Origin of the sequence: Enterobacter chinensis (genome assembly GCF_034008295.1) — a bacterium.
In the GTDB taxonomy this organism is placed as follows: domain Bacteria; phylum Pseudomonadota; class Gammaproteobacteria; order Enterobacterales; family Enterobacteriaceae; genus Enterobacter; species Enterobacter chinensis.
Genome location: NZ_JARDVI010000001.1, coordinates 573,717 through 592,988 on the forward strand (window position 1 = coordinate 573,717; position 19,272 = coordinate 592,988).

Below are 19,272 nucleotides of genomic sequence, written 5' to 3' on the forward strand. Positions count from 1 at the left end.
GCACCCGGTATTCTTATGGACGAAACCAACGCCGGTTAATTCAGTGACGTTGTCACTATTCGACGTATCTCTTCAAGCTGCTGTTCGTTAAACGCCACGGCATAGCGGCTTTCGCCGACCTCTTCTCCCATAATCTGCAGCGCTTTTTTGACGGCGGCAGGCGAAAACGCCACGTTGTACAGCTCTGTGCGCAGCTGAGTGACGCTATCCTGCGCCAGCCGGGAACCTTCGATATCACCCGCGTTAAAGCGTGACCAGATGGCGTTGATGGCCGCTGGCGCCACGTTCGCCAGCCCGGAAATACAGGCTGAACATCCGTCAACGAAACCCTGGTGGATCAGTGAATCCGGACCGTTGAGCACGTCGAACCCGTCAATGTCGCTTACCGCATTGAGGAATCCGCGCAGGCTCTCGTAGCTTCCTGCGCTGTCTTTAATACCGATGATGTTGGGATGCCCGGCCAGCGTGCGTGCGGTCACGGGCTCTATGATGTTGCCGGTACGCGCCGGTATGTTGTACAGAAATACCGGTACGTCCAGCGCGTCGGCGATCGCGGTGTAGTGCGCCACAAGCTCAGCCTGCTTTAGCGGCACGAAGTAAGGGGTAATGACGGATACGGCATCGACGCCCAGCATGGCGATCTGTTTCCCCAGACGGATGGTTTCGCGGGTTGAGATCTCCCCAATGTGCCCCACGACCGGCGCGCGCCCGGCAACCGCCTCCACACAGGTACGGGTGACGGCGATTTTTTCCTCTTCGTTCAGCACGAAGAACTCGCCGTTGGTGCCACCGCAGAAAATGCCGTTGCCCGCGCTGAGCTGACGATCGAGCTGTCGTTTAAGACCCGACAGATTCAGCGCGCCTTCCGTGTCAAAGGGGGTCACGATGGCCGTCAGCACGCCCCTGATTGTGTTACGCATTTCTCACTCCTTCGATATTAATGTTGGGGAAACAGCGTCCGGTAAATTGCCTGCACCTCGTCGTGGTTGACCTGGTAAGGGGCGTTGTTCATTAACCGTTTAACGTTAAGGGCCGCATCGCTCAGTGCGGCGATGTCCTCGCGTGGGACACCCAGCGTCTCCAGGTTGTCCGGCAGGTTGAGCCTGCGCACCAGTGCGGCAAAGTATTCCACCAGCGCGTGGGATTTATCTTCGTCTGATAGCGTCGTCTCCGCGCCGGGCACCAAATTCCAGACTTGCGCAAATTTCGTCACGCAGTGGGGACGAACCGCGCGCATGCAGGGCGCCAGGAGAATGGCGTTGGCGACGCCGTGCGGCAGGTGATATTTGCCGCCGAGCGGATAGGAAAGGGCGTGAACCAGATGCGTGCCGGCGTGCGCAATGGCGACCCCGCCGTAGTAAGACGCCCACAGCATCTCCAGCTTCGCCATCAGATTGCCCGGTTCGGCGCAGGCCGTTTCAATGTTGCTGAGCAGCTTAGACAGGCCCATCAGCGCGGCGTTATCGCTGACCGGGTTGGCGACCGTTGAGGTGAAACACTCTATCAGATGGCACAGGGCATCAATCCCGGTGGATGAGGCAATGTGCGCGGGCATGCTGGTCGTCAGCTCCGGCAGCAGGGCGACGTAATCGGGCAGCAGCACGGGGGAGATAATGCCCACTTTCGTGTTTTGCTCCGGTATGGCCAGAATGGCATTCGGCGTCGCTTCCGAACCGGTTCCGGCAGTAGCCGGGATCAGCAACGAGGAGATACGCGCCACGGGTTTTGTTCCCGCCAGCAGGCTGTCCAGCCCCGGTGACTGCGGGTGGCAGAGCACCGAAAGCAGTTTGGCCACATCCAGTACGCTCCCCCCGCCTAGCCCGACGACCAGACCAAACGTTCCCGTTAACCCGGCGAGCAGCTGGCTCACATCATGGTGGGAGGGTTCAGGCGGCACCGTGTCAATAATCGTGACGCGGCGGTTGTCCTCTTCGAGGATCGCGCGGATCTGCTTCGCCGCCTCCAGACGCGCAATATTGCCGTCCGTCACCAGCAAGAGCTGCGTTTTATCAGTAAGTAACGGCCTGATGGCGGCGATAGCATTCGCGCCGCTAATAATGGTGCTGTTGATCGTACCCACACTTTTCTCCTGTCTCTGTGCCCATGATTGATTTCGCTCAAATAAGACGCTTCATGGTCATCGTGTGGCTAAATTTATAATTTATTCGCAAACTGATTAACTTGATCTTGCTCACATATAATCAATCATGATTGAATATAATCATTAACAGGAAAGGCGAACCCGGAGTGGGGATGAAAGTGAACAATCTGTACAGAGAGGTGGTGGTCGTCGCGGATGACTTTACCGGCGCTAACGATGCCGGCGTCAGCCTGGCGCTGTGCGGCAAAAAAGTCAGCGTGGCGTTTCATACGCCTTTAACCCAGCCGACCGATGCGCTGATCGTCAATACCGATTCCCGGGCGCTGCGGGCATCGCAGGCGGCGGAAAAGGTGGCCGCTCTCGGGGCGGATATCGCAAATGCCCGCTGGCTCATCAAAAAGATGGATTCCACGCTGCGCGGCAACGCGGGGGCTGAGTCACAGGCCCTGAAGGCATTAAGCGGCAAGCGACAGGTGATTATTGCCCCGGCATATCCTGCGGCAGGGCGCATCACGCGGCACGGCAGGTGTCTGGTAAACGGCATTCCGGTGAATGAAACCGAATTTGCCAGCGATCCCAAAACGCCCGTCCCGTCTGCCGCTATTGCTGACCTGTTTACCGACGTGAGCGTTAAAAACGTGACCGTGAGGACGCTGACAGCCGAACTGGCGCAAGGAACGGAGTGGCTCATCGTTGATTCACAGACCGACGAGGAGCTGGACGCCATTATCAGCGCCGCGCTGGGCTGCGCGCAGACGCCGCTGCTGGTGGGCTCGGCCGGGCTGTGCGATGCGCTGGCCCGTCATCTGGCCCCGGCCCGACACAAACAGCTGCTTGCCGTGGTGGGCTCAATGAGTGAGATCGCTCAACAACAAATTACGCGGGCTAAAGGTATGACGGGCGTCGTGTCGGTATTCATCAATGTGAATGACGCGCTGCGCGGCGACGCGGACGGGTATCTCGAACAGATTGCGCAGGTGCTTCAGTCTGGCCATCACTGCATTGTGCATACCTGCGCGGGCCAGGAGGCTCGCCATCAGGTGGAGCAACTCTGTCAGCTGCATCACGTCACCCGCGCAGGCCTGGGCGAAAAAATCTGTACGTTTTTAGGCGAATTAACCCGACAGGTGCTTGCGGTGCACGAACCGGACGCGCTGTACGTCTCCGGAGGCGATGTGGCGATGGCTGTCGCCAGGGCACTTGATGCCCGCGGGTTTGAAATTACCGGGTGCATCGCACAGTGCGTACCGGTCGGACAATTTCTGGGTTGTAGCTGGCAGCGGCCGGTAATGACCAAAGCAGGGGGCTTCGGAAAGGAAGAGACACTGCTTGAGGTTTTGCATTTTATCGAGGAGAGACTGAGTGACTAAAATCATCGCTGTAACCATGGGTGACCCGGCCGGCATTGGCCCGGAAATCATTATCAAATCCCTCACCGGGGGCGAGCTGTCAGGGGCGCCTGTCGTGGTGGTGGGCTGCGCCAGAACGCTGCAGCGGGTGCTGGAGAAAGGGATCGCCGGGCAGGCGGATATGCGTATTATCGACGCGGTGAGCGACGCGCATTTTGCCCCGGGCGTGATTAACGTGCTTGACGAACCGCTTGCGGATCCTGATGCACTAAAGCCGGGCGTCGTGCAGCCTGCGGCAGGGGATCTGGCCTATCGCTGCGTGAAGCGTGCCACCGAACTGGCGATGGCGGGCAAGGTGAAGGCTATCGCGACGGCGCCGCTGAATAAAGAGGCACTGCACCAGGCCGGTCACCTTTATCCAGGGCATACCGAGCTGCTGGCGCACCTGACCAACAGCAAAGATTACGCCATGGTGCTGTATACCGATAAGCTTAAGGTGATTCACATCACCACCCACATTGCGCTGCGCAAATTCCTTGATACGCTCAATCAGGATCGGGTAAAAACCGTGATTGGCATTGCGGATAGCTTCCTGAAACGCGTCGGGTTCGAGCATCCTCGCATTGCCGTTGCCGGCGTCAACCCGCATGCGGGGGAGAACGGCCTGTTTGGTGATGAAGAGATCAAGATTGTCGGCCCGGCCGTTAAGGCGATGAAAGCGCAGGGGTTAAACGTCACCGGACCGTGTCCGCCGGATACGGTATTTATGCAATGTCACGAAGGAATGTATGACATGGTCGTTGCGATGTATCACGATCAGGGGCATATTCCGCTAAAATTACTCGGCTTTTACGACGGGGTGAATATCACCGCCGGCTTGCCGTTTATCCGTACCTCAGCAGACCACGGAACCGCGTTCGATATTGCATGGACCGGTAAAGCCAAGTCTGAGAGCATGACGGTGTCTATTCAGTTGGCTATGCAAATCACACGGGAATGATATGAAGGGATATAACCGGTTAGAGCAGATAATGGATTACCTGAAAGGGCACAATCTGGTGACGGTGGATCAGCTGGTGGCGATTACCGATGCCTCGCCGGCGACGATTCGTCGGGATTTGATCAAGCTCGATCAGGAAGGGGTGATCAGCCGTACCCATGGCGGGGTCACTCTCAACCGGTTTATTCCTTCCCAGCCCACGACGCATGAAAAAATGCAGCGCAGCCTGGCGGAAAAGCACGCCATCGCCAGCGCGGCCGCGAGCTTTGTTAAAGCAGGTGACGCCATTGTGCTCGATGCCGGTACCACGATGATTGAACTCGCGCGCCAGCTGACGCATCTGCCGCTTCGCGTGATCACCAGCGACTTGCACATCGCGCTGTTTCTCTCGGAGTTCCGCCAGATTGAGGTGACGATTATCGGCGGACGTATCGATGATTCGAGCCAGTCCTGCATCGGTGAACACGGGCGTCGCTTGCTACAAAACGTCTGGCCGGACGTGGCTTTTGTCAGCTGTAACGGATGGGATATCACCCGCGGCATAACGTCGCCAACGGAAGAGAAGGCCGCGCTGAAGCGTGATTTACTTGCCAATGCAAAACGTCGCGTGCTGCTGGCGGACAGCTCCAAGTACGGTGCCTGGTCGTTGTTTAACGTGGCGCATCTTAATTCGCTCACGGATATTGTCACCGACAGCAGACTGGATGAGACGACGCAGGCGCAGCTTCGGGAGCTGGATATCCCGCTGACGCTGGCGTCATGACATAAGTTAATACTATGAAGCACCCCGGCAGGCCTGCGCTATGTTCAAATTTAGTCTCAAAAAAAAAGCAAGGAGCCTGCCATGTATTCCATTACCTCTGAATCTGCACGTCACCCGGACATTCTCAAACTGATCGCGGCGCTTGACCGCTACCAGAGCGAGCTCTATCCCGCCGAAAGCAATCATCTGCTCGACCTGGCTGCGCTGCCGGAAGCCTCGCTTATCCTGATGGTCATTCGCGACCAGCAGCTTCAGGCGGTCGGCTGTGGGGCCATTGTGCTCAACGGCGACGGAACGGGGGAGATGAAGCGGGTCTATATCGACCCAGCTCATCGGGGGCAACATCTCGGCGAAACGCTGCTGGCCGCCCTGGAAGATGAGGCCCTGAGCCGTCATTGCCATACGGTACGGCTGGAGACGGGCATCAAACAGCGCGCCGCGGTTCGTCTTTACGAACAGTGCGGATACGAAATGCGCCCGGCGTTTGCCCCGTACGTTGACGATCCGCTCAGCCTGTTTATGGAGAAGGCGCTGGTTGTAGACGTTCGTTTAGCAGCGCTATAAAGGCTTCCAGCTGGCGGGTCATCGCTCCGCGCCGCCACACCAGCCAGGTGGTGAGCCAGCGCCAGTTTTCCGCCAGCGGCCAGGCTTCAACCTGATGGTGTCCCGGCATACTCTCCAGCATTGAGCGCGGCATCAGCGCGATGCCCGCACCCGCGATGACGCAGGCGAGCATGCCGTGATAGGACTCCATCTCATGAATGCGCCCGGGCGTGGCTCTGTCCGCATGAAACCAGCTCTCCAGATGTCGACGGTACGAACAGTTTGCGCGAAAGGCGTAAACGTCGCTGCCGCTGACCTGCGTGGCGCGTGAGATTTCCGCCTGACCGGCAGGCGTGACCAGCATCATCTCTTCCCGGTAGACCGGCATCCCCTCCAGCTCCGGGTGCGACAGAGGCCCGTCAACAAAGGCGGCGCTTAAGGTTCCCTCCAGCACGCCGTCAATCATCGTCCCGGATGGCCCGGTAGAAAGGGCAAACTGAATGCGCGGGTAGCGCTGGTTAAACAGCGCCAGCGTTTCAGGGATGCGCACCGCGGCGGTACTCTCCAGCGCACCGAGGGCAAATAACCCCTGCGGCTCGTCGCCCGCCACGACCATGCGCGCTTCATCCACCAGCGCCAGGATCTGCCTGCTGTAGCGCAGGAAGTTATGCCCGGCGGGGGATAAACGCAAACGCTGGTTCTCCCGAATAAACAGCTCAACGCCCAGGTCAGCTTCCAGCTGGCGGATGCGGGTCGTCAGATTGGACGGCACGCGATGCACCTTCTGCGCCGCCTGGGTGATGCTGCCCGTCAGCGCGACGGCGTTAAACATTTCAAGCTGGGTTAAATCCATAGCATTCTCGTTTCGTGAATAAGGTGGTTAATATTATTCATTTTTAAGAAATAGCAGAGTGGACCACAATCAATCAACCGAAATACGTGGAGAACAACATGACTTATTCATCTGCTACACATGCCCTCTCTGTTAACCCGGCAACGGGTGAAACCCTCGCCGCGTATCCGTGGGCGACGCCGGAAGAAATTGAACGCGCCATTTCTCAGGCCGACGCGGGGTATCGCCAGTGGCGTCGCGAAAGCGTTTCCCACCGGGCGCAAAAGCTGCGCGATCTCGGCGCAGCGCTGCGAAACCGCGCTGAAGAGATGGCGCAGACGATCTCCCGTGAAATGGGAAAACCCATCCTGCAGGCGCGGGCGGAAGTGGCAAAATCCGCCGCGCTGTGCGACTGGTATGCCGAGCACGGCCCGGCGATGCTGCGCGCGGAACCCACGCTGGTGGAAAACCACAATGCGGTGATTGAATACCGCCCCCTGGGACCGATTCTCGCGGTGATGCCGTGGAACTTCCCGCTCTGGCAGGTGCTGCGCGGGGCGGTGCCCATCCTGCTGGCGGGAAACAGTTATCTGCTCAAACATGCACCAAACGTGCTCGGTTCGGCCGAACTGATTGCGCAGATAGCGGCTGACGCCGGTATTCCAGCCGGCGTTTTCGGCTGGGTGAATGCCACTAATGACGGCGTCAGCCAGGCGATTAACGATAGCCGTATTGCGGCGGTGACCGTCACCGGCAGCGTGCGTGCCGGTGCGGCGATTGGCGCTCAGGCCGGGGCTGCGCTGAAAAAATGCGTGCTTGAACTGGGTGGCTCCGATCCGTTTATCGTCCTCAACGATGCCGACCTGAATCTTGCCGTGAAGGCGGCGGTGGCGGGTCGCTACCAGAATACCGGGCAGGTGTGCGCCGCGGCAAAACGCTTCATTGTGGAGGAGGGGATCGCGGAGATCTTTACCCAACGATTTGTCGAGGCTGTTTCTGCGCTGAAGCTTGGCGCACCGGATCGGGAAGAGCACTTTATTGGCCCTATGGCGCGTTTTGACCTGCGCGATGAACTGCATCAGCAGGTGCAGGCCACTCTGGCCGAAGGGGCAACGCTGCTGCTGGGCGGGGAGATAATCAGCGGAGAGGGTAATTATTACGCCCCGACCGTACTCGGCAATGTGACGCCTGAGATGACGGCCTTCCGCCAGGAGCTGTTTGGCCCGGTCGCGGCCATTACGGTTGCGAAAGACGCAGAACACGCCCTGACGCTTGCAAACGACAGCGACTTTGGCCTGTCTGCCACCGTCTTTACCGCTGACGCAGCGCTTGCGGATAAATTTTCCCGTGAACTGGAGTGCGGCGGCGTGTTTATCAACGGCTATAGCGCCAGCGATGCGCGCGTGGCCTTCGGTGGCGTCAAGAAAAGCGGCTTTGGCCGCGAGCTTTCCCACTTTGGCCTGCACGAGTTCTGCAACGTGCAGACGGTGTGGAAGGATCGCGTGTAATTTTTCGGCCCTCATCGCGAGGGCCGTTGTCATTTCTCTGCAATGGTTCTGTCATTTTCATTTCGTAGACTCCCACGCGTCTAACGCATTGTTAATGAAGAAAATCATGAACCTAACGCAAATTTTTCGCCGTCGTCAATTTGGCCTGCTGACGGGTATCTTTTGTATTATTGGCCTTTTCTCCGCGCTGCAGCTCTCCTCGTCATTCCTGCTTAACGCCTCCCTGAACGAAGCCCAGCGCAACGAGCAGCACAATCTGCTGGCCTGGCAGCAGCAGAGCAGGCTGGATCTGGCCCGTGTGTCTCTGCTGGCCGCAAGCGATCTGCTTAACCGCTCCGGCGTCTGGTTTATGCAGGATAAAGAGACCGGCTCCGACGGAAGCTGGCACAGCCTGATGGATGAGGCGCAAAAGGCGCTGGCGGTTTCTCAGCAGGCGTGGAAGGCCTGGCTGGCGCTGAACCCGCCGAAAGACGAAGCCCTGGTGAACAGCTATCAGCTTTTCTACGGCGCGATCGAGGAGCAGGCGGAAGGGCTGATTAAAACCAACACCATCGACGCTTTTTTTGCCGTACCGTCTCAGGCTTTTCAGACTGATTTTAACGACAACTATGCGCGCTATCAGCAGGCTAGCGAGAAGCAGGCCATGCAGGGGCGTCAGAGTCTGATGGCGCAGCTCTCCGGGCTGCAAACGTTGTTTCTGTTTGCGCCGGTGCTGTTGCTGGCCATCGCCGTTGCCGTCTGGTTTGGCATGTCCAGATGGGTGATTACGCCGCTGCGCCGGTTGATTGCGCATATTAACCAGCTGGCGGCGGGGGATCTCTCCGGCACGCCGCCGGATGTCATGCGTTTTAACCGGGAAGTCGGGCAGCTTAGCGACAGCATTGCCACTATGCAGCACGGCCTGCAGCAGCTGGTTACGCAGGTTAGCCATGCGACAGCCAGCATGGTGGAGAACATTGGCACACTTGCGCAGGGTAACCAGAAGCTGTATCAGCAGTCGGCACGCCAGGCGAAAGAGCTTGAGGACGTGACGGCGCATATCGCGACGCTGGAAACCCATGTGGAAGGGAATACCGGCTATGCCCGGCTCGCCAGCTCGCGGGCGGATGAAGCGCGTCAGGCTGCCGTGGGCGGCGACCAGATGATGTCTACCGTGAATGCGTCGATGCAGGCGATCGTCGACCGATCCTCAGAAATGCGCGGGATCGTGGCGATGATCGACAGCGTCGCGTTTCAGACGAACATCCTGGCGCTGAACGCCGCCATTGAGGCTGCCCATGCCGGAAACCAGGGGCGCGGCTTTGCCGTCGTCGCCCGGGAAGTCGGGCTGTTGGCCAGAAAGAGCAGCCACTCGACGCAGACCATTCAGGAGCTGATCAACCGCTCCCTGCAGGGCATTGAGGACGGCTCCCGCGCCGTTAACCTGATGGAGGAGAATTTGCAGCAGGTTACCGGTCTGGTGGGGAATTTAAGTAGTTTGCTGAATGAGATCTCCACCGCCACGCTCAGCCAGGGGGAAAGTATTCATCAGATGACGCGCCAGCTTCAGGCGTTGAATCAGGTCTCCCGCCAGACCGACAGGCTGGTCTCTGACGCCTCGGAGGCCTCGGAACGTCTGCAAAAGCAATCCGATCTTTTATTGCAGGCCGTTTCGCGTTTTCGTCTCAGTGCCTGACGCAATACATAAGCCTCTGTTATACTCGCAGCCCGTTTTAGCCTGAGGGCAAGGAGCAAAGTGTGGCTGCGGTCATCCATAATGAGATGCTGGACGAGATTCTGGCGCAGGTTCGTCCGTTATTGGGAAAGGGGAAGGTTGCCGACTATATTCCGGCCCTTGCCTCGGTCAGCGGGGATAAGCTGGGGATTGCTATCTGTACCATCGACGGACAGCGGTTCCAGGCCGGCGATGCGACTGAACGTTTTTCCATTCAGTCCATTTCTAAAGTGCTAAGTCTGGTGGCGGCGATGCGCCAGTATGAAGAAGATGAGATCTGGCAGCGTGTCGGCAAAGACCCTTCCGGCCAGCCTTTTAACTCACTGCTCCAGCTCGAGATCGAACAGGGCAAGCCGCGAAACCCCTTTATCAACGCCGGGGCGCTGGTGGTCTGCGATATGCTGCAAAGCCGTCTCAGCGCGCCGCGTCAGCGCATGCTGGAGATTGTTCGTCAGCTCTCGGGTGTTGACGATATTGCCTACGACTCGGTGGTCGCTCGCTCGGAGTTTGAACACTCCGCCCGTAACGCGGCTATCGCCTGGCTGATGAAATCCTTCGGCAACTTCCATAACGATGTGGCGACGGTGCTGCAAAACTACTTCCATTACTGCGCCCTGAAAATGAGCTGCGCTGAGCTGGCTCAAACGTTCCTGTTCCTGGCACACCAGGGACATGCGCCGCATCTCGATCAGGAGGTGGTTTCTCCGCTACAGGCCCGCCAGGTTAACGCGCTGATGGCCACCAGCGGGATGTATCAAAACGCCGGGGAGTTTGCCTGGCGCGTCGGCCTTCCTGCGAAATCGGGCGTCGGCGGCGGAGTGGTGGCGATTGTACCGCATGAAATGGCGATTGCGGTCTGGAGCCCGGAGCTGGATGATACGGGAAATTCGCTCGCCGGCGTGGCGGTTCTGGAGAAACTGACCCAGCGTCTGGGGCGGTCCGTATACTGATGTCCGATCTGGATCCTCTCTTTTCCCGCCTGGCGCGATCGACGTTTCGCTCGCGCTTTCGCTTAGGCGAGAAGGAACGACGGTACTGCTGGGACAAAGGCCCCGAAACCATTGACCAGCATGCCGCTGATTTTGTCGAAAAGCGCCTTGCGCCTGCACACCCCGCGAATGACGGCAAACAGACGCCTATGCGCGGTCATCCGGTGTTTATCGCCCAGCATGCCACGGCCACCTGCTGTCGGGGCTGTCTGGCTAAATGGCACCACATTCCGCAAGGTGTTCAGCTCACCGTTGAGCAGCAACATTATATTGTCGGCGTGATCCACCACTGGCTGGTATTACAGATGAACGCCCAAATTTGACGAGTTATGATCCTGTTGTAATTGTGTTATAGATGCATCCTAAGTTAGTCCCGACAACGCTGACGACCGCAATAATTGCCATAAGCTCTCATATGGAATGATATTTAATGCGTTCTGCTCTTACTGCCTTCAGGCTCTTTCAACCGGACACGCCGCTGCGAAATGCAACGACGATCTTTATTCTCACCACTTTATTCTATTTTGTGGGGGCGGAATTACGGCTGGTTGAGGCCTTGTCGCTGTTCTGGCCGCTGAATGGCGTCATGGCAGGGATTTTCGCCCGCTATGTTTACCTGAATCGCCTGCATTACTATGCGGTGTGCTATGTCGCTATGCTGTTGTACGATGCGGTAACGACCAACTGGGGGATGGCCTCAGTGGTGATTAACCTGTCGAACATGATCTTTATCGTCGTTGTCGCCGTGCTGGTTCAACGCGACAGGCGGCTGATGAAGAAAACGCCCGATCCGCTTAACGCCTTACGCCTGTTTAACTACTGTCTGATTGCCGCGCTGCTTTGCGCGCTGCTCGGCGCGGTGGGGTCGGTCGGGATCGACACTCATAGCTTCTGGCCGCTGTTTGCCGACTGGTTTAGCGAGCAGTTCTCAACCGGCGTGCTGGTGGTGCCGTGTATGCTCACGATAGGCATGTCCGCGCACGAGTTCAGGTTACGTCTGGAGCAGCTGTTCCCGGTTATTGCACTGATTGTTTCGGTGGCCGCGTCGGTGGTGATTGGCGGGGCGGGGAGTCTCGCCTTTCCGCTGCCTGCGCTTATCTGGTGTGCGGTACGCTACTCATTGCCTGCAACCTGTCTGCTGACGTTTATCACGGGCACCACTGAAATTATTCTGGTCGCCAACTCGGTGATCAATATTGCCGTGGCGACGCCGTTTACGACCCCCATGATGTTCTCAGCCCGGCTGGGTATTGCCACGATGGCGATCTGCCCGGTGATGGTGTCCGTGAGCATGGCAGCCATTAATTCCCTGATCCGCCAGGTTTCACTGCGGGCGGATTATGATTTCTTAACGCACGTCTATTCGCGCTCCGGGCTTTATGAGGCGCTAAAGCATGAAGAGTCGCACCGCCATTCGCGTTTTCTGACCGTCATGCTGCTGGATATCGATTACTTCAAAAGCATTAATGATAACTACGGCCACGAGTGTGGAGATAGGGTACTGGCCTCGTTTGCCCGACAGGTTCAGCAGGTGGTCGGTGAAGACGGAATGGTCGCGCGCATGGGCGGGGAAGAGTTCGCGGTGGTGGTCAACTCGGGCGATGCGCAAAATGGTTATGCACTGGCGGAACGTATCAGAACTACCGTTGCCAGTCACCCTTTTACATGGCGCCAGCAAACGCTCTATCTGACGGTCAGTATTGGCCTCGGGAGCGGAAGGTCTGAGTCATGGCAGTTGACCGAGGTCTTCAACACGTTGATGGCCGAAGCGGACGATCATCTCTATCGTTCAAAAAAAGCGGGTCGAAATCGTACCAGCGCCCGGGTGTCGGACGAGCACATTGCTGCGACCGCCGGGAGCGAAACAGAGCTGCGTTAATCGTCATAAGGCATTGACGTGAATAGTAAGCGGCTTAACAGGATAGTCGAACACTGACAATGTCTCTGTTTAAGCTACGCTTTTAGTAAAGCTTTACGTCAGGAGACATTATGAAAGCACCAGCAACCCCTGAAAATGAAACAGACAGACTGAACTCACTGCGCGAATCGGGTCTGCTTGAGATCGACAGTTCCCCGGCGTTTGACCGCCTCACGCGCCTGGCGAAGCGCTTCTTCCAGGTGCCGCTGGCGATGGTCAATCTCATTGATGAGCATTCGCTTATCGTGAAGTCGGCCGATGGTCAGGCCCCCGACACCGTTCCGCGGAACATCTCATTTTGTGGCCATACGATCCTTTCCGAAGCACCGCTGGTGGTGGTGGATATGCTGCAGGACGATCGTTTTGCGGATAATCCGCTGGTGGCCGGTGAACCTCGCGTGCGTTTTTACGCGGGCTTCCCGCTGCGCTTGCGCGATGGCGCAAGCGTGGGCTCGCTGTGCCTTATTGATTACGCGCCCCGGGAGTTTTCCGCGGCCGATCTCGCCGTCCTGGGAGACCTTGGTGCGCTGGCGGAAGATGAATTTGCCGCAATCAGCGCGGCAACCACGGATGAGTTAACCGGGTTATTCAACCGTCGGGGCTTTAATCAGCTTGTGAGGTTTACGCTTTCCGTTGCCCAACGCCGGGCTGAGCCGTTGACGCTCGGCTGGCTGGATCTGGATCGCTTTAAGGAAATTAACGATCGCTACGGTCATGAAGAGGGGGATAAGGCCCTGAAAGTCATGGCGCAGCTGATGCGCGCCTCTTTCCGTGAGGCGGATCTGCTGGTGCGTTTTGGCGGGGATGAGTTCGCTGTGCTGTTCGCGGATACCGACGAGAAGGGCGCCTGGATTGCGATGCAGTATCTTGCCGAGCAGGTGGAAAAGTATAATGCCCGCAAGCTACACCCCTGGTCGCTTCTGTTCTCCTGGGGGCTGAGTGAATTCGACCATAATGGCAACGACCTCCAGCAGTGGCTGAAGGACGCCGATGAAAAGATGTATGCCATGAAACAGCAGCGCCAGCGGTCCGGTTGACATAGTAAAAACCTATGTCCGATCCATTTGCGTTAAGAAGATGTTAAATGCAAAGTGAGTGTATTCTACACAAGGGAAAACAATGAATACCTCACTGCAAATCAAAAACCTCACCCGGGAAGAGATCCTCACCCATCTTGATACGCTGGCCGGGATCCTCGAAAACTGCGTAAACGGCGGGGCATCCGTCAGTTTTATGCTGCCTTTTAGCCTCGATAAGGCTCGATCTTACTGGCGCGGGATAGCAGACAGCACAGGACGCAATGAGCGTCTCGTGCTTGCCTGTATCGACCCGCAGGACGGCGTTATTGGCACGGTGCAGCTGATCGTCGACCAGCCGGAAAACCAGCCGCACCGCGCGGATGTGGCGAAACTGTTGGTTCATGAGAAAGCGCGCCGGAAAGGCGCTGCGATGGCGCTTATGGAAGCGCTTGAAGTGGAGGCCAGGGCAAGGAACATTTCTGTTCTGGTGCTCGATACTTCCACCGGCAGCGGGGCTGAGACGTTCTACCAGCGCGCCAGCTGGCAAAAGGTCGGTGAGATCCCGCGCTATGCGCTGATGCCGGACGGCGCTATGACGGCCACGTCCGTGTTCTATAAGTTCTTATAATTATTTTGCACAACCGCACCGCGGATTGATCAAAACAGGGTTTCTGGTCGTTAAGTTTTGATAAGTTATCGTACCAATCTTATCAGGCTGTATGACTAATTATAAAAGGAACCCAAGGTGAACACTCTCAACCGTCGTGATTTTCCCGGTGCGCACTATCCTGAACGTATCATTCAGTTTGGTGAGGGCAATTTCCTGCGCGCCTTCATCGACTGGCAAATAGACCTGCTAAACGAACATACCGACCTCAACGCCGGTGTGGTCATCGTTCGCCCGATTCAGAGCGACTTCCCGCCGTCTTTGAGCACGCAGGATGGGCTGTACACCACTATCATTCGTGGCCTGAATGAGCAGGGTGAGGCGGTGAGTGACGCCCGACTCATACGCTCCGTTAACCGTGAAATCAGCGTCTATGACGACTATGACGCGTTTCTGAAACTGGCTCACAATGCCGATATGCGGTTTGTTTTCTCGAACACCACCGAAGCCGGTATCAGCTACCACGCGGGGGACAAGTTCGACGATGCCCCTGCAGCGAGCTATCCGGCTAAGCTGACGCGATTGCTGTTTGAGCGCTTTAGCCACTTCAACGGCGCGCCAGACAAAGGCTGGGTCATCATTCCGTGTGAACTGATTGACTACAACGGCGATGCATTGCGTGAACTCGTCTTGCGCTATGCTCAGGAGTGGTCGCTGCCTGACGCCTTTACCCGCTGGCTAAACGATGCCAACAGCTTCTGCTCGACGCTGGTTGACCGTATCGTGACCGGTTATCCGCGCGATGAAGTGGCCACGCTGGAAGCTGAGCTGGGTTATCACGACGGGTTCCTGGATACGGCTGAACATTTCTATCTGTTTGTGATCCAGGGGCCGGCATCCCTTGCTCGCGAACTCCGTCTGGATAAGTACCCGTTAAACGTGCTGATTGTCGATGACATCAAACCCTACAAGGCGCGCAAGGTCGCCATCCTGAACGGGGCGCACACAGCGCTCGTACCGGTCGCATTCCAGGCCGGGCTGGATACGGTAGGCGAGGCGATGAACGATGCGGAGGTGTGCGCCTTCGTCGAGAAAGCGATTTATCAGGAAATTATCCCGGTACTGGACCTGCCGCGCGGCGAGCTGGAGTCTTTCGCCAGTGCGGTAACAGGGCGTTTTCGTAATCCCTATATCAAACACCAGCTGCTTTCCATCGCGCTCAACGGCATGACTAAATACCGTACCCGCATCCTGCCGCAGCTGCTGGCAGGGCAGAAGGCAACAGGTCAATTGCCTGCGCGACTGACGTTTGCCTTAGCGGCGCTGATCGCGTTTTATCGCGCGGAGCGTAACGGGGAGAGCTATCCGGTTCAGGAAGATGCGTCATGGCTGGAACGTTATCAGCAGCTTTGGGCGCAGCACCGCGACCAGCAGTTAAGTACCCGCGAGCTGGTGCAGTCGGTGCTGAGCGTGAGCGAGCACTGGGAACAGGATCTGACGCAGGTGAGCGGTCTTGTCGATCAGATCACGCTGGACCTGGATGCCATTTTGCTGAAGGGCATGCGCGCCGCGGTTAAACCGCTTTGCTAATGAGTTCACCCGGCTTCGGCCGGGTTTATATACGATCTTTTTTAGTTACAACATACTATTTACCCTGTTTTTAAAAAGCAGATTCAGCACCGTGCGGTTTTCGCTAATCAGGTCAGAAAATTCAATGTTCCGTTAACATGCTTGCAACCGTGAGGGGGATCACGTTTAATAGCCACGCTCTTTTCTTTCCTGAAACTCACTATGATTGTTCGTCCTAAACAGCACTGGCTACAACTGATTTTCGTCTGGCACGGTTCGGTACTTCCCAAGATCTATACCCGATTGCTGCTCAACTTCCTGCTTTCTATCGCCGTTATCCTGATGCTGCCGTGGTATACCTCGCTGGGTATCAAATTTACCGTGGCGCCCTTTAGTATTCTCGGCGTGGCGATCGCTATCTTTCTCGGTTTCAGGAACAACGCCTGTTATTCCCGCTACGTTGAAGCCCGGCTGCTCTGGGGGCAGTTGATGATAGCGGCACGCTCGCTGTTTCGCGAGGTAAAAAACACCTTGCCCGACGATAAGCACCTGGGGGAGTTTGTCCGCCTGCAGATCGCCTTCGCCAACTGCCTGCGCATGACCCTGCGCCGGGAACTGAACGCTGAGCAACTCTCTCGCTATCTTGCTGCGGATGATTTACGTAAAGTCATGGACGCCAACTCGCCGGCGAACCGTATTTTGCTGATCATGGGGGAGTGGCTGGCCGTGCGGCGACGTAACGGGCAACTCTCAGACATTCTGTTCCACAGTCTGAACAACCGTCTGAACGACATGTCTATCGTGCTTTCCGGCTGCGAGCGTATTGCAACAACGCCGGTGCCGTTCGCCTACACGCTGATTTTGCACCGCACGGTGTATCTGTTCTGCATCATGCTGCCGTTCGCGCTGGTCGTGGACCTGCACTACATGACGCCCTTTGTCTCGGCCCTGATCTCTTACACCTTTATCTCGCTGGATACCCTGGCGGAAGAGCTGGAAGATCCGTTTGGCACCGAAAATAACGACCTGCCGCTGGACGCCATCTGCAACATGATGGAACGCGATCTGCTGCAGATGAACGATGAAGAGAACATTCCGGAAAGGCTTATGCCGGATAAACACTATCAGCTGACCTGACGGGCGTTCCATTCGTCGCGAGTGATTTCCCACAGCTCGGAATCGAGCATGCCGCTGACGTACGCTTTCTGTTCCGTTCTGATAAGCCGCATGCCGCTACTGTCTGAAATACGGCGGGAGCGGCTGTTGGCGGCAGCCTTCGGCGCGCGTAATACGGGTTTGTTGAGCGTATTAAACCAGTAATCCGTTGCGGCAATGCTGGCCTCGCGCATATATCCCTGTCCCTGAAACTCCGGCGCCAGCCAAAACCCGCGGTTGTTATCTTCCACATCGTACAGACAGATAATGCCCATCAGCTCGTCCGGCACCTCGCGACGGCGGATGCTCCAGAACCAGGCAATCCCTTTTGCTATATCCGGCAGCGCCACGTTATTAACATAGTTTTCCGCGCCGTTATCCGGGTAGGGCCAGGGCACGGAAGAGACCATATAGCGGACGATCTCCCAACGCGGATACAGCTTTTGTATCTGAACGGCATCTTCAGCAACCAGCGGTTTTAGCAGCAAGCGTTCTGTCGTGAGCATCGGTATCGTCATCCGCGGATCTCCATATTTAAGCGTTATGATTTTGTTTGCGTTCTGGTATTTTCATCTCTATCACATTCTTTTGAAGCGCGCTGTGGTTATTCACTACCAAAAATGGGCAACCTCTCTTTGATGGCGAAATATTGATGAGTTTTTTGGCACTTTTAGTCGGACGGGGTTTTCAGGATCTCCTTCAGCATTGCAAAGAGGAACAGTATTTTTCTCGTCCCCTCGGCGAGCTTCCGCGTCAAAACCCTTACCCGGTAGCGGCGCTGTTACCTCTGTTTTTAGTGGCGTTTGCGTTAAATCTGCTGCCTTTTCTCAGCGCGTTGCGGGGGTTGTCACCTTTACACCATGCGCTGAGCTTTTTCGTACCATCATTAATAATGACAGGCGCGCTCATTGTTATCAGCGTGCTTGTGGCCCGCGGGATGACATCGGGATTGTTGGGGTTTATGGCAGTGTTCATCATTCTGCTGGTCATGACCGTTGTTCAGGCGCTACATCTCCTGTTTTCTCATGACGGAAGCTTTTGGCCGCTGGCCATTGCATCCTTCGCGCTGTTACTTTGTCGGGTGGTGATGAACAGCAGCGGCTTTGTGCTGTTTACCCTCTATTGTCGCACTCAGCGTCTCGCCAGACTGGCACGTGAAATCCGGTTAAATAGCCGTTAAAGAGGTGATATGACGTTACGAAAAGCGAATCCGCAGGAAGCCGAAATACTCTGGAATATTCGCAATCAGGCGATTCGTCACGGCTGTAAAACCAGTTACGACGCGGACGTCATTGCGCGCTGGACGCCCGATCTGATGCCCGAACGCTACCGGCAAATGATCGTTGAATACCCTTTTTACGTGGTGGAAGATGAAAAGGGCGAGATTGCGGCAACCGGCTATCTGGATCTGGATACTCACTGCCTGGAGGCGATATTCACCTTGCCTGCGGCATCTGGTAAAGGCATAGCGACCCGGATTATCGAGGCGCTCAAACAGGAGGCCCGTAGCCGGGGAATAACCCGCCTGACGCTCGATGCAACGCCTAACGCCCGGTCGTTTTATCAGAAGCTGGGGTTTGTCACGCTGAGCGAAAAATCTCATCACTCGCGCATGGCGGGCGCGGATTTACGCTGTTTTGAAATGGCGATCGCTTTGTAATGTGAGGAACGCATGACTGTCACGGTAAGGCCTCTTCAGGCAGACGATTACTCCCACTGGCGACCGCTGTGGGACGGCTACACCCATTTTTATGACTGCTTCCTCGATGAGTCAGTTACCGCATCAACGTGGGAAAGGGCGCTCTCAGCGCATTCTCCGATGTTCTGCCGCGTAGTAGAGAAAGACACAAAGGTCATCGGCTTCGCGATGTGCATTCTCCACGAAGGCACCTGGTCAACGGCCCCTGTCTGCTATCTGGAAGACCTGTTTGTTGCTGCCGAAGAACGGGGAGCGGGGGCCGGAAAGGCGCTTATTGATGCCCTGATTGAGGAAGGCAAGCGCGAAGGGTGGTCGAAACTGTATTGGGTCACCCGGGAGAATAACCCGGCGCGTAAACTCTATGACAAATACGGCGAGGCTGACGACTACGTCCGCTACCGCCTCTCTCTTTAAGACTAAAACGCCTGGGTTTGTATCACACTGTATCCGCGTCGCTGATACATACACAGGCTTGCAATAAACCCGCTTTCGCACATATCCGCTAT

At 56.7% G+C, this 19,272-nt stretch carries 20 protein-coding genes; 16 read left to right on the top strand and 4 right to left on the bottom strand.

Annotated elements, in window-relative coordinates; translation table 11 throughout:
• Nucleotides 1-35: 35 nt before the first annotated feature.
• The gene (locus PYW49_RS02870) at nucleotides 36-920 is read right to left on the bottom strand and encodes a dihydrodipicolinate synthase family protein (protein ID WP_320385596.1); all 885 of its coding nucleotides are present in this window, start codon (nucleotides 918-920) and stop codon (nucleotides 36-38) included.
• A gap of 17 nt (nucleotides 921-937) precedes the next feature.
• On the bottom strand, nucleotides 938-2,080 hold the full coding sequence (locus tag PYW49_RS02875) for an iron-containing alcohol dehydrogenase (RefSeq protein WP_320385597.1): 1,143 nt from the start codon (nucleotides 2,078-2,080) through the stop codon (nucleotides 938-940).
• A gap of 173 nt (nucleotides 2,081-2,253) precedes the next feature.
• Between PYW49_RS02875 and dtnK the strand changes: the two genes are divergently transcribed.
• The 4 genes from dtnK to PYW49_RS02895 all read left to right on the top strand — a co-directional run bounded on the left by dtnK (nucleotide 2,254) and on the right by PYW49_RS02895 (nucleotide 5,777).
• A complete protein-coding gene (gene dtnK, locus PYW49_RS02880; RefSeq protein WP_320385598.1) occupies nucleotides 2,254-3,471 on the top strand; it encodes a D-threonate kinase in 1,218 nt (405 codons plus the stop codon).
• Entirely contained in the window at nucleotides 3,464-4,450 is a 987-nt protein-coding gene (locus PYW49_RS02885; protein ID WP_320385599.1) for a D-threonate 4-phosphate dehydrogenase, read from the top strand. The genes dtnK and PYW49_RS02885 overlap by 8 nt, the downstream gene beginning before the upstream one ends.
• A 1-nt stretch (nucleotide 4,451) precedes the next feature.
• Nucleotides 4,452-5,213: a DeoR/GlpR family DNA-binding transcription regulator gene (locus PYW49_RS02890; RefSeq protein WP_320385600.1), complete on the top strand. Its 762-nt coding sequence runs from the start codon at nucleotides 4,452-4,454 to the stop codon at nucleotides 5,211-5,213.
• A gap of 81 nt (nucleotides 5,214-5,294) precedes the next feature.
• Nucleotides 5,295-5,777 (top strand): GNAT family N-acetyltransferase, encoded by a 483-nt coding sequence (locus PYW49_RS02895; protein ID WP_320385601.1) that lies wholly within the window; start codon nucleotides 5,295-5,297, stop codon nucleotides 5,775-5,777.
• On the opposite strand, the gene ptrR is transcribed toward PYW49_RS02895, so the two are convergent.
• Nucleotides 5,731-6,609: a putrescine utilization regulator PtrR gene (gene ptrR, locus PYW49_RS02900; protein ID WP_320385602.1), complete on the bottom strand. Its 879-nt coding sequence runs from the start codon at nucleotides 6,607-6,609 to the stop codon at nucleotides 5,731-5,733. The genes PYW49_RS02895 and ptrR overlap by 47 nt on opposite strands.
• A 98-nt stretch (nucleotides 6,610-6,707) precedes the next feature.
• Between ptrR and sad the strand changes: the two genes are divergently transcribed.
• From sad to PYW49_RS02945, 9 genes are all read left to right on the top strand, one after another.
• Complete coding sequence (gene sad / locus PYW49_RS02905; protein ID WP_320385603.1) at nucleotides 6,708-8,096, top strand: succinate-semialdehyde dehydrogenase; 1,389 nt, start codon at nucleotides 6,708-6,710, stop codon at nucleotides 8,094-8,096.
• A 106-nt stretch (nucleotides 8,097-8,202) separates the two neighbouring features.
• Nucleotides 8,203-9,771 carry a methyl-accepting chemotaxis protein gene (locus PYW49_RS02910; RefSeq protein WP_320385604.1) on the top strand — a complete coding sequence of 523 codons (1,569 nt, stop codon included), beginning with the start codon at nucleotides 8,203-8,205 and terminating at the stop codon, nucleotides 9,769-9,771.
• Between the two features lie 62 nt (nucleotides 9,772-9,833).
• Nucleotides 9,834-10,760 (top strand): glutaminase B, encoded by a 927-nt coding sequence (gene glsB, locus PYW49_RS02915; RefSeq protein WP_320385605.1) that lies wholly within the window; start codon nucleotides 9,834-9,836, stop codon nucleotides 10,758-10,760.
• Entirely contained in the window at nucleotides 10,760-11,122 is a 363-nt protein-coding gene (locus PYW49_RS02920; RefSeq protein ID WP_134350293.1) for a DUF4186 domain-containing protein, read from the top strand. Before glsB ends, PYW49_RS02920 begins: the two co-directional genes overlap by 1 nt.
• Nucleotides 11,123-11,229: 107 nt before the next feature.
• Entirely contained in the window at nucleotides 11,230-12,678 is a 1,449-nt protein-coding gene (locus PYW49_RS02925) for a GGDEF domain-containing protein (protein ID WP_134350294.1), read from the top strand.
• Between the two features lie 110 nt (nucleotides 12,679-12,788).
• The gene (locus PYW49_RS02930; protein WP_320385606.1) at nucleotides 12,789-13,754 is read left to right on the top strand and encodes a sensor domain-containing diguanylate cyclase; all 966 of its coding nucleotides are present in this window, start codon (nucleotides 12,789-12,791) and stop codon (nucleotides 13,752-13,754) included.
• Between the two features lie 82 nt (nucleotides 13,755-13,836).
• Nucleotides 13,837-14,364 carry a GNAT family N-acetyltransferase gene (locus PYW49_RS02935; RefSeq protein WP_134350296.1) on the top strand — a complete coding sequence of 176 codons (528 nt, stop codon included), beginning with the start codon at nucleotides 13,837-13,839 and terminating at the stop codon, nucleotides 14,362-14,364.
• Between the two features lie 117 nt (nucleotides 14,365-14,481).
• Entirely contained in the window at nucleotides 14,482-15,933 is a 1,452-nt protein-coding gene (locus PYW49_RS02940) for a tagaturonate reductase (RefSeq protein ID WP_134350297.1), read from the top strand.
• 201 nt (nucleotides 15,934-16,134) lie between these two features.
• Complete coding sequence (locus tag PYW49_RS02945; protein ID WP_320385607.1) at nucleotides 16,135-17,049, top strand: bestrophin family protein; 915 nt, start codon at nucleotides 16,135-16,137, stop codon at nucleotides 17,047-17,049.
• Here the strand turns inward: PYW49_RS02945 and PYW49_RS02950 are convergent.
• Nucleotides 17,037-17,585 carry a GNAT family N-acetyltransferase gene (locus tag PYW49_RS02950; protein ID WP_320385608.1) on the bottom strand — a complete coding sequence of 183 codons (549 nt, stop codon included), beginning with the start codon at nucleotides 17,583-17,585 and terminating at the stop codon, nucleotides 17,037-17,039. The two genes, PYW49_RS02945 and PYW49_RS02950, sit on opposite strands and share 13 nt — an antisense overlap.
• A gap of 134 nt (nucleotides 17,586-17,719) precedes the next feature.
• Between PYW49_RS02950 and PYW49_RS02955 the strand changes: the two genes are divergently transcribed.
• From PYW49_RS02955 to PYW49_RS02965, 3 genes are read left to right on the top strand one after another with little or no spacing between them, the layout of a single operon-like run.
• Complete coding sequence (locus PYW49_RS02955; RefSeq protein WP_320385609.1) at nucleotides 17,720-18,247, top strand: hypothetical protein; 528 nt, start codon at nucleotides 17,720-17,722, stop codon at nucleotides 18,245-18,247.
• A 9-nt stretch (nucleotides 18,248-18,256) separates the two neighbouring features.
• Nucleotides 18,257-18,727 (top strand): GNAT family N-acetyltransferase, encoded by a 471-nt coding sequence (locus PYW49_RS02960; RefSeq protein ID WP_320385610.1) that lies wholly within the window; start codon nucleotides 18,257-18,259, stop codon nucleotides 18,725-18,727.
• A 12-nt stretch (nucleotides 18,728-18,739) separates the two neighbouring features.
• Nucleotides 18,740-19,180 (top strand): GNAT family N-acetyltransferase, encoded by a 441-nt coding sequence (locus PYW49_RS02965; RefSeq protein WP_320385611.1) that lies wholly within the window; start codon nucleotides 18,740-18,742, stop codon nucleotides 19,178-19,180.
• The last annotated feature ends 92 nt before the right edge of the window (nucleotides 19,181-19,272 follow it).

Excerpts from the sequence above, each read along its gene's own strand:
- sad (WP_320385603.1), top strand. The coding sequence starts at position 6,708 with ATGACTTATTCATCTGCTACACATGCCCTCTCTGTTAACCCGGCAACG.
- PYW49_RS02960 (WP_320385610.1), top strand. The coding sequence starts at position 18,257 with ATGACGTTACGAAAAGCGAATCCGCAGGAAGCCGAAATACTCTGGAAT.
- PYW49_RS02965 (WP_320385611.1), top strand. The coding sequence starts at position 18,740 with ATGACTGTCACGGTAAGGCCTCTTCAGGCAGACGATTACTCCCACTGG.
- PYW49_RS02935 (WP_134350296.1), top strand. The coding sequence starts at position 13,837 with ATGAATACCTCACTGCAAATCAAAAACCTCACCCGGGAAGAGATCCTC.
- PYW49_RS02930 (WP_320385606.1), top strand. The coding sequence starts at position 12,789 with ATGAAAGCACCAGCAACCCCTGAAAATGAAACAGACAGACTGAACTCA.
- ptrR (WP_320385602.1), bottom strand. The coding sequence starts at position 6,609 with ATGGATTTAACCCAGCTTGAAATGTTTAACGCCGTCGCGCTGACGGGC.
- PYW49_RS02950 (WP_320385608.1), bottom strand. The coding sequence starts at position 17,585 with ATGACGATACCGATGCTCACGACAGAACGCTTGCTGCTAAAACCGCTG.
- PYW49_RS02955 (WP_320385609.1), top strand. The coding sequence starts at position 17,720 with ATGAGTTTTTTGGCACTTTTAGTCGGACGGGGTTTTCAGGATCTCCTT.
- PYW49_RS02920 (WP_134350293.1), top strand. The coding sequence starts at position 10,760 with ATGTCCGATCTGGATCCTCTCTTTTCCCGCCTGGCGCGATCGACGTTT.
- PYW49_RS02895 (WP_320385601.1), top strand. The coding sequence starts at position 5,295 with ATGTATTCCATTACCTCTGAATCTGCACGTCACCCGGACATTCTCAAA.
- PYW49_RS02925 (WP_134350294.1), top strand. The coding sequence starts at position 11,230 with ATGCGTTCTGCTCTTACTGCCTTCAGGCTCTTTCAACCGGACACGCCG.
- PYW49_RS02870 (WP_320385596.1), bottom strand. The coding sequence starts at position 920 with ATGCGTAACACAATCAGGGGCGTGCTGACGGCCATCGTGACCCCCTTT.
- PYW49_RS02910 (WP_320385604.1), top strand. The coding sequence starts at position 8,203 with ATGAACCTAACGCAAATTTTTCGCCGTCGTCAATTTGGCCTGCTGACG.
- PYW49_RS02945 (WP_320385607.1), top strand. The coding sequence starts at position 16,135 with ATGATTGTTCGTCCTAAACAGCACTGGCTACAACTGATTTTCGTCTGG.
- dtnK (WP_320385598.1), top strand. The coding sequence starts at position 2,254 with ATGAAAGTGAACAATCTGTACAGAGAGGTGGTGGTCGTCGCGGATGAC.
- PYW49_RS02890 (WP_320385600.1), top strand. The coding sequence starts at position 4,452 with ATGAAGGGATATAACCGGTTAGAGCAGATAATGGATTACCTGAAAGGG.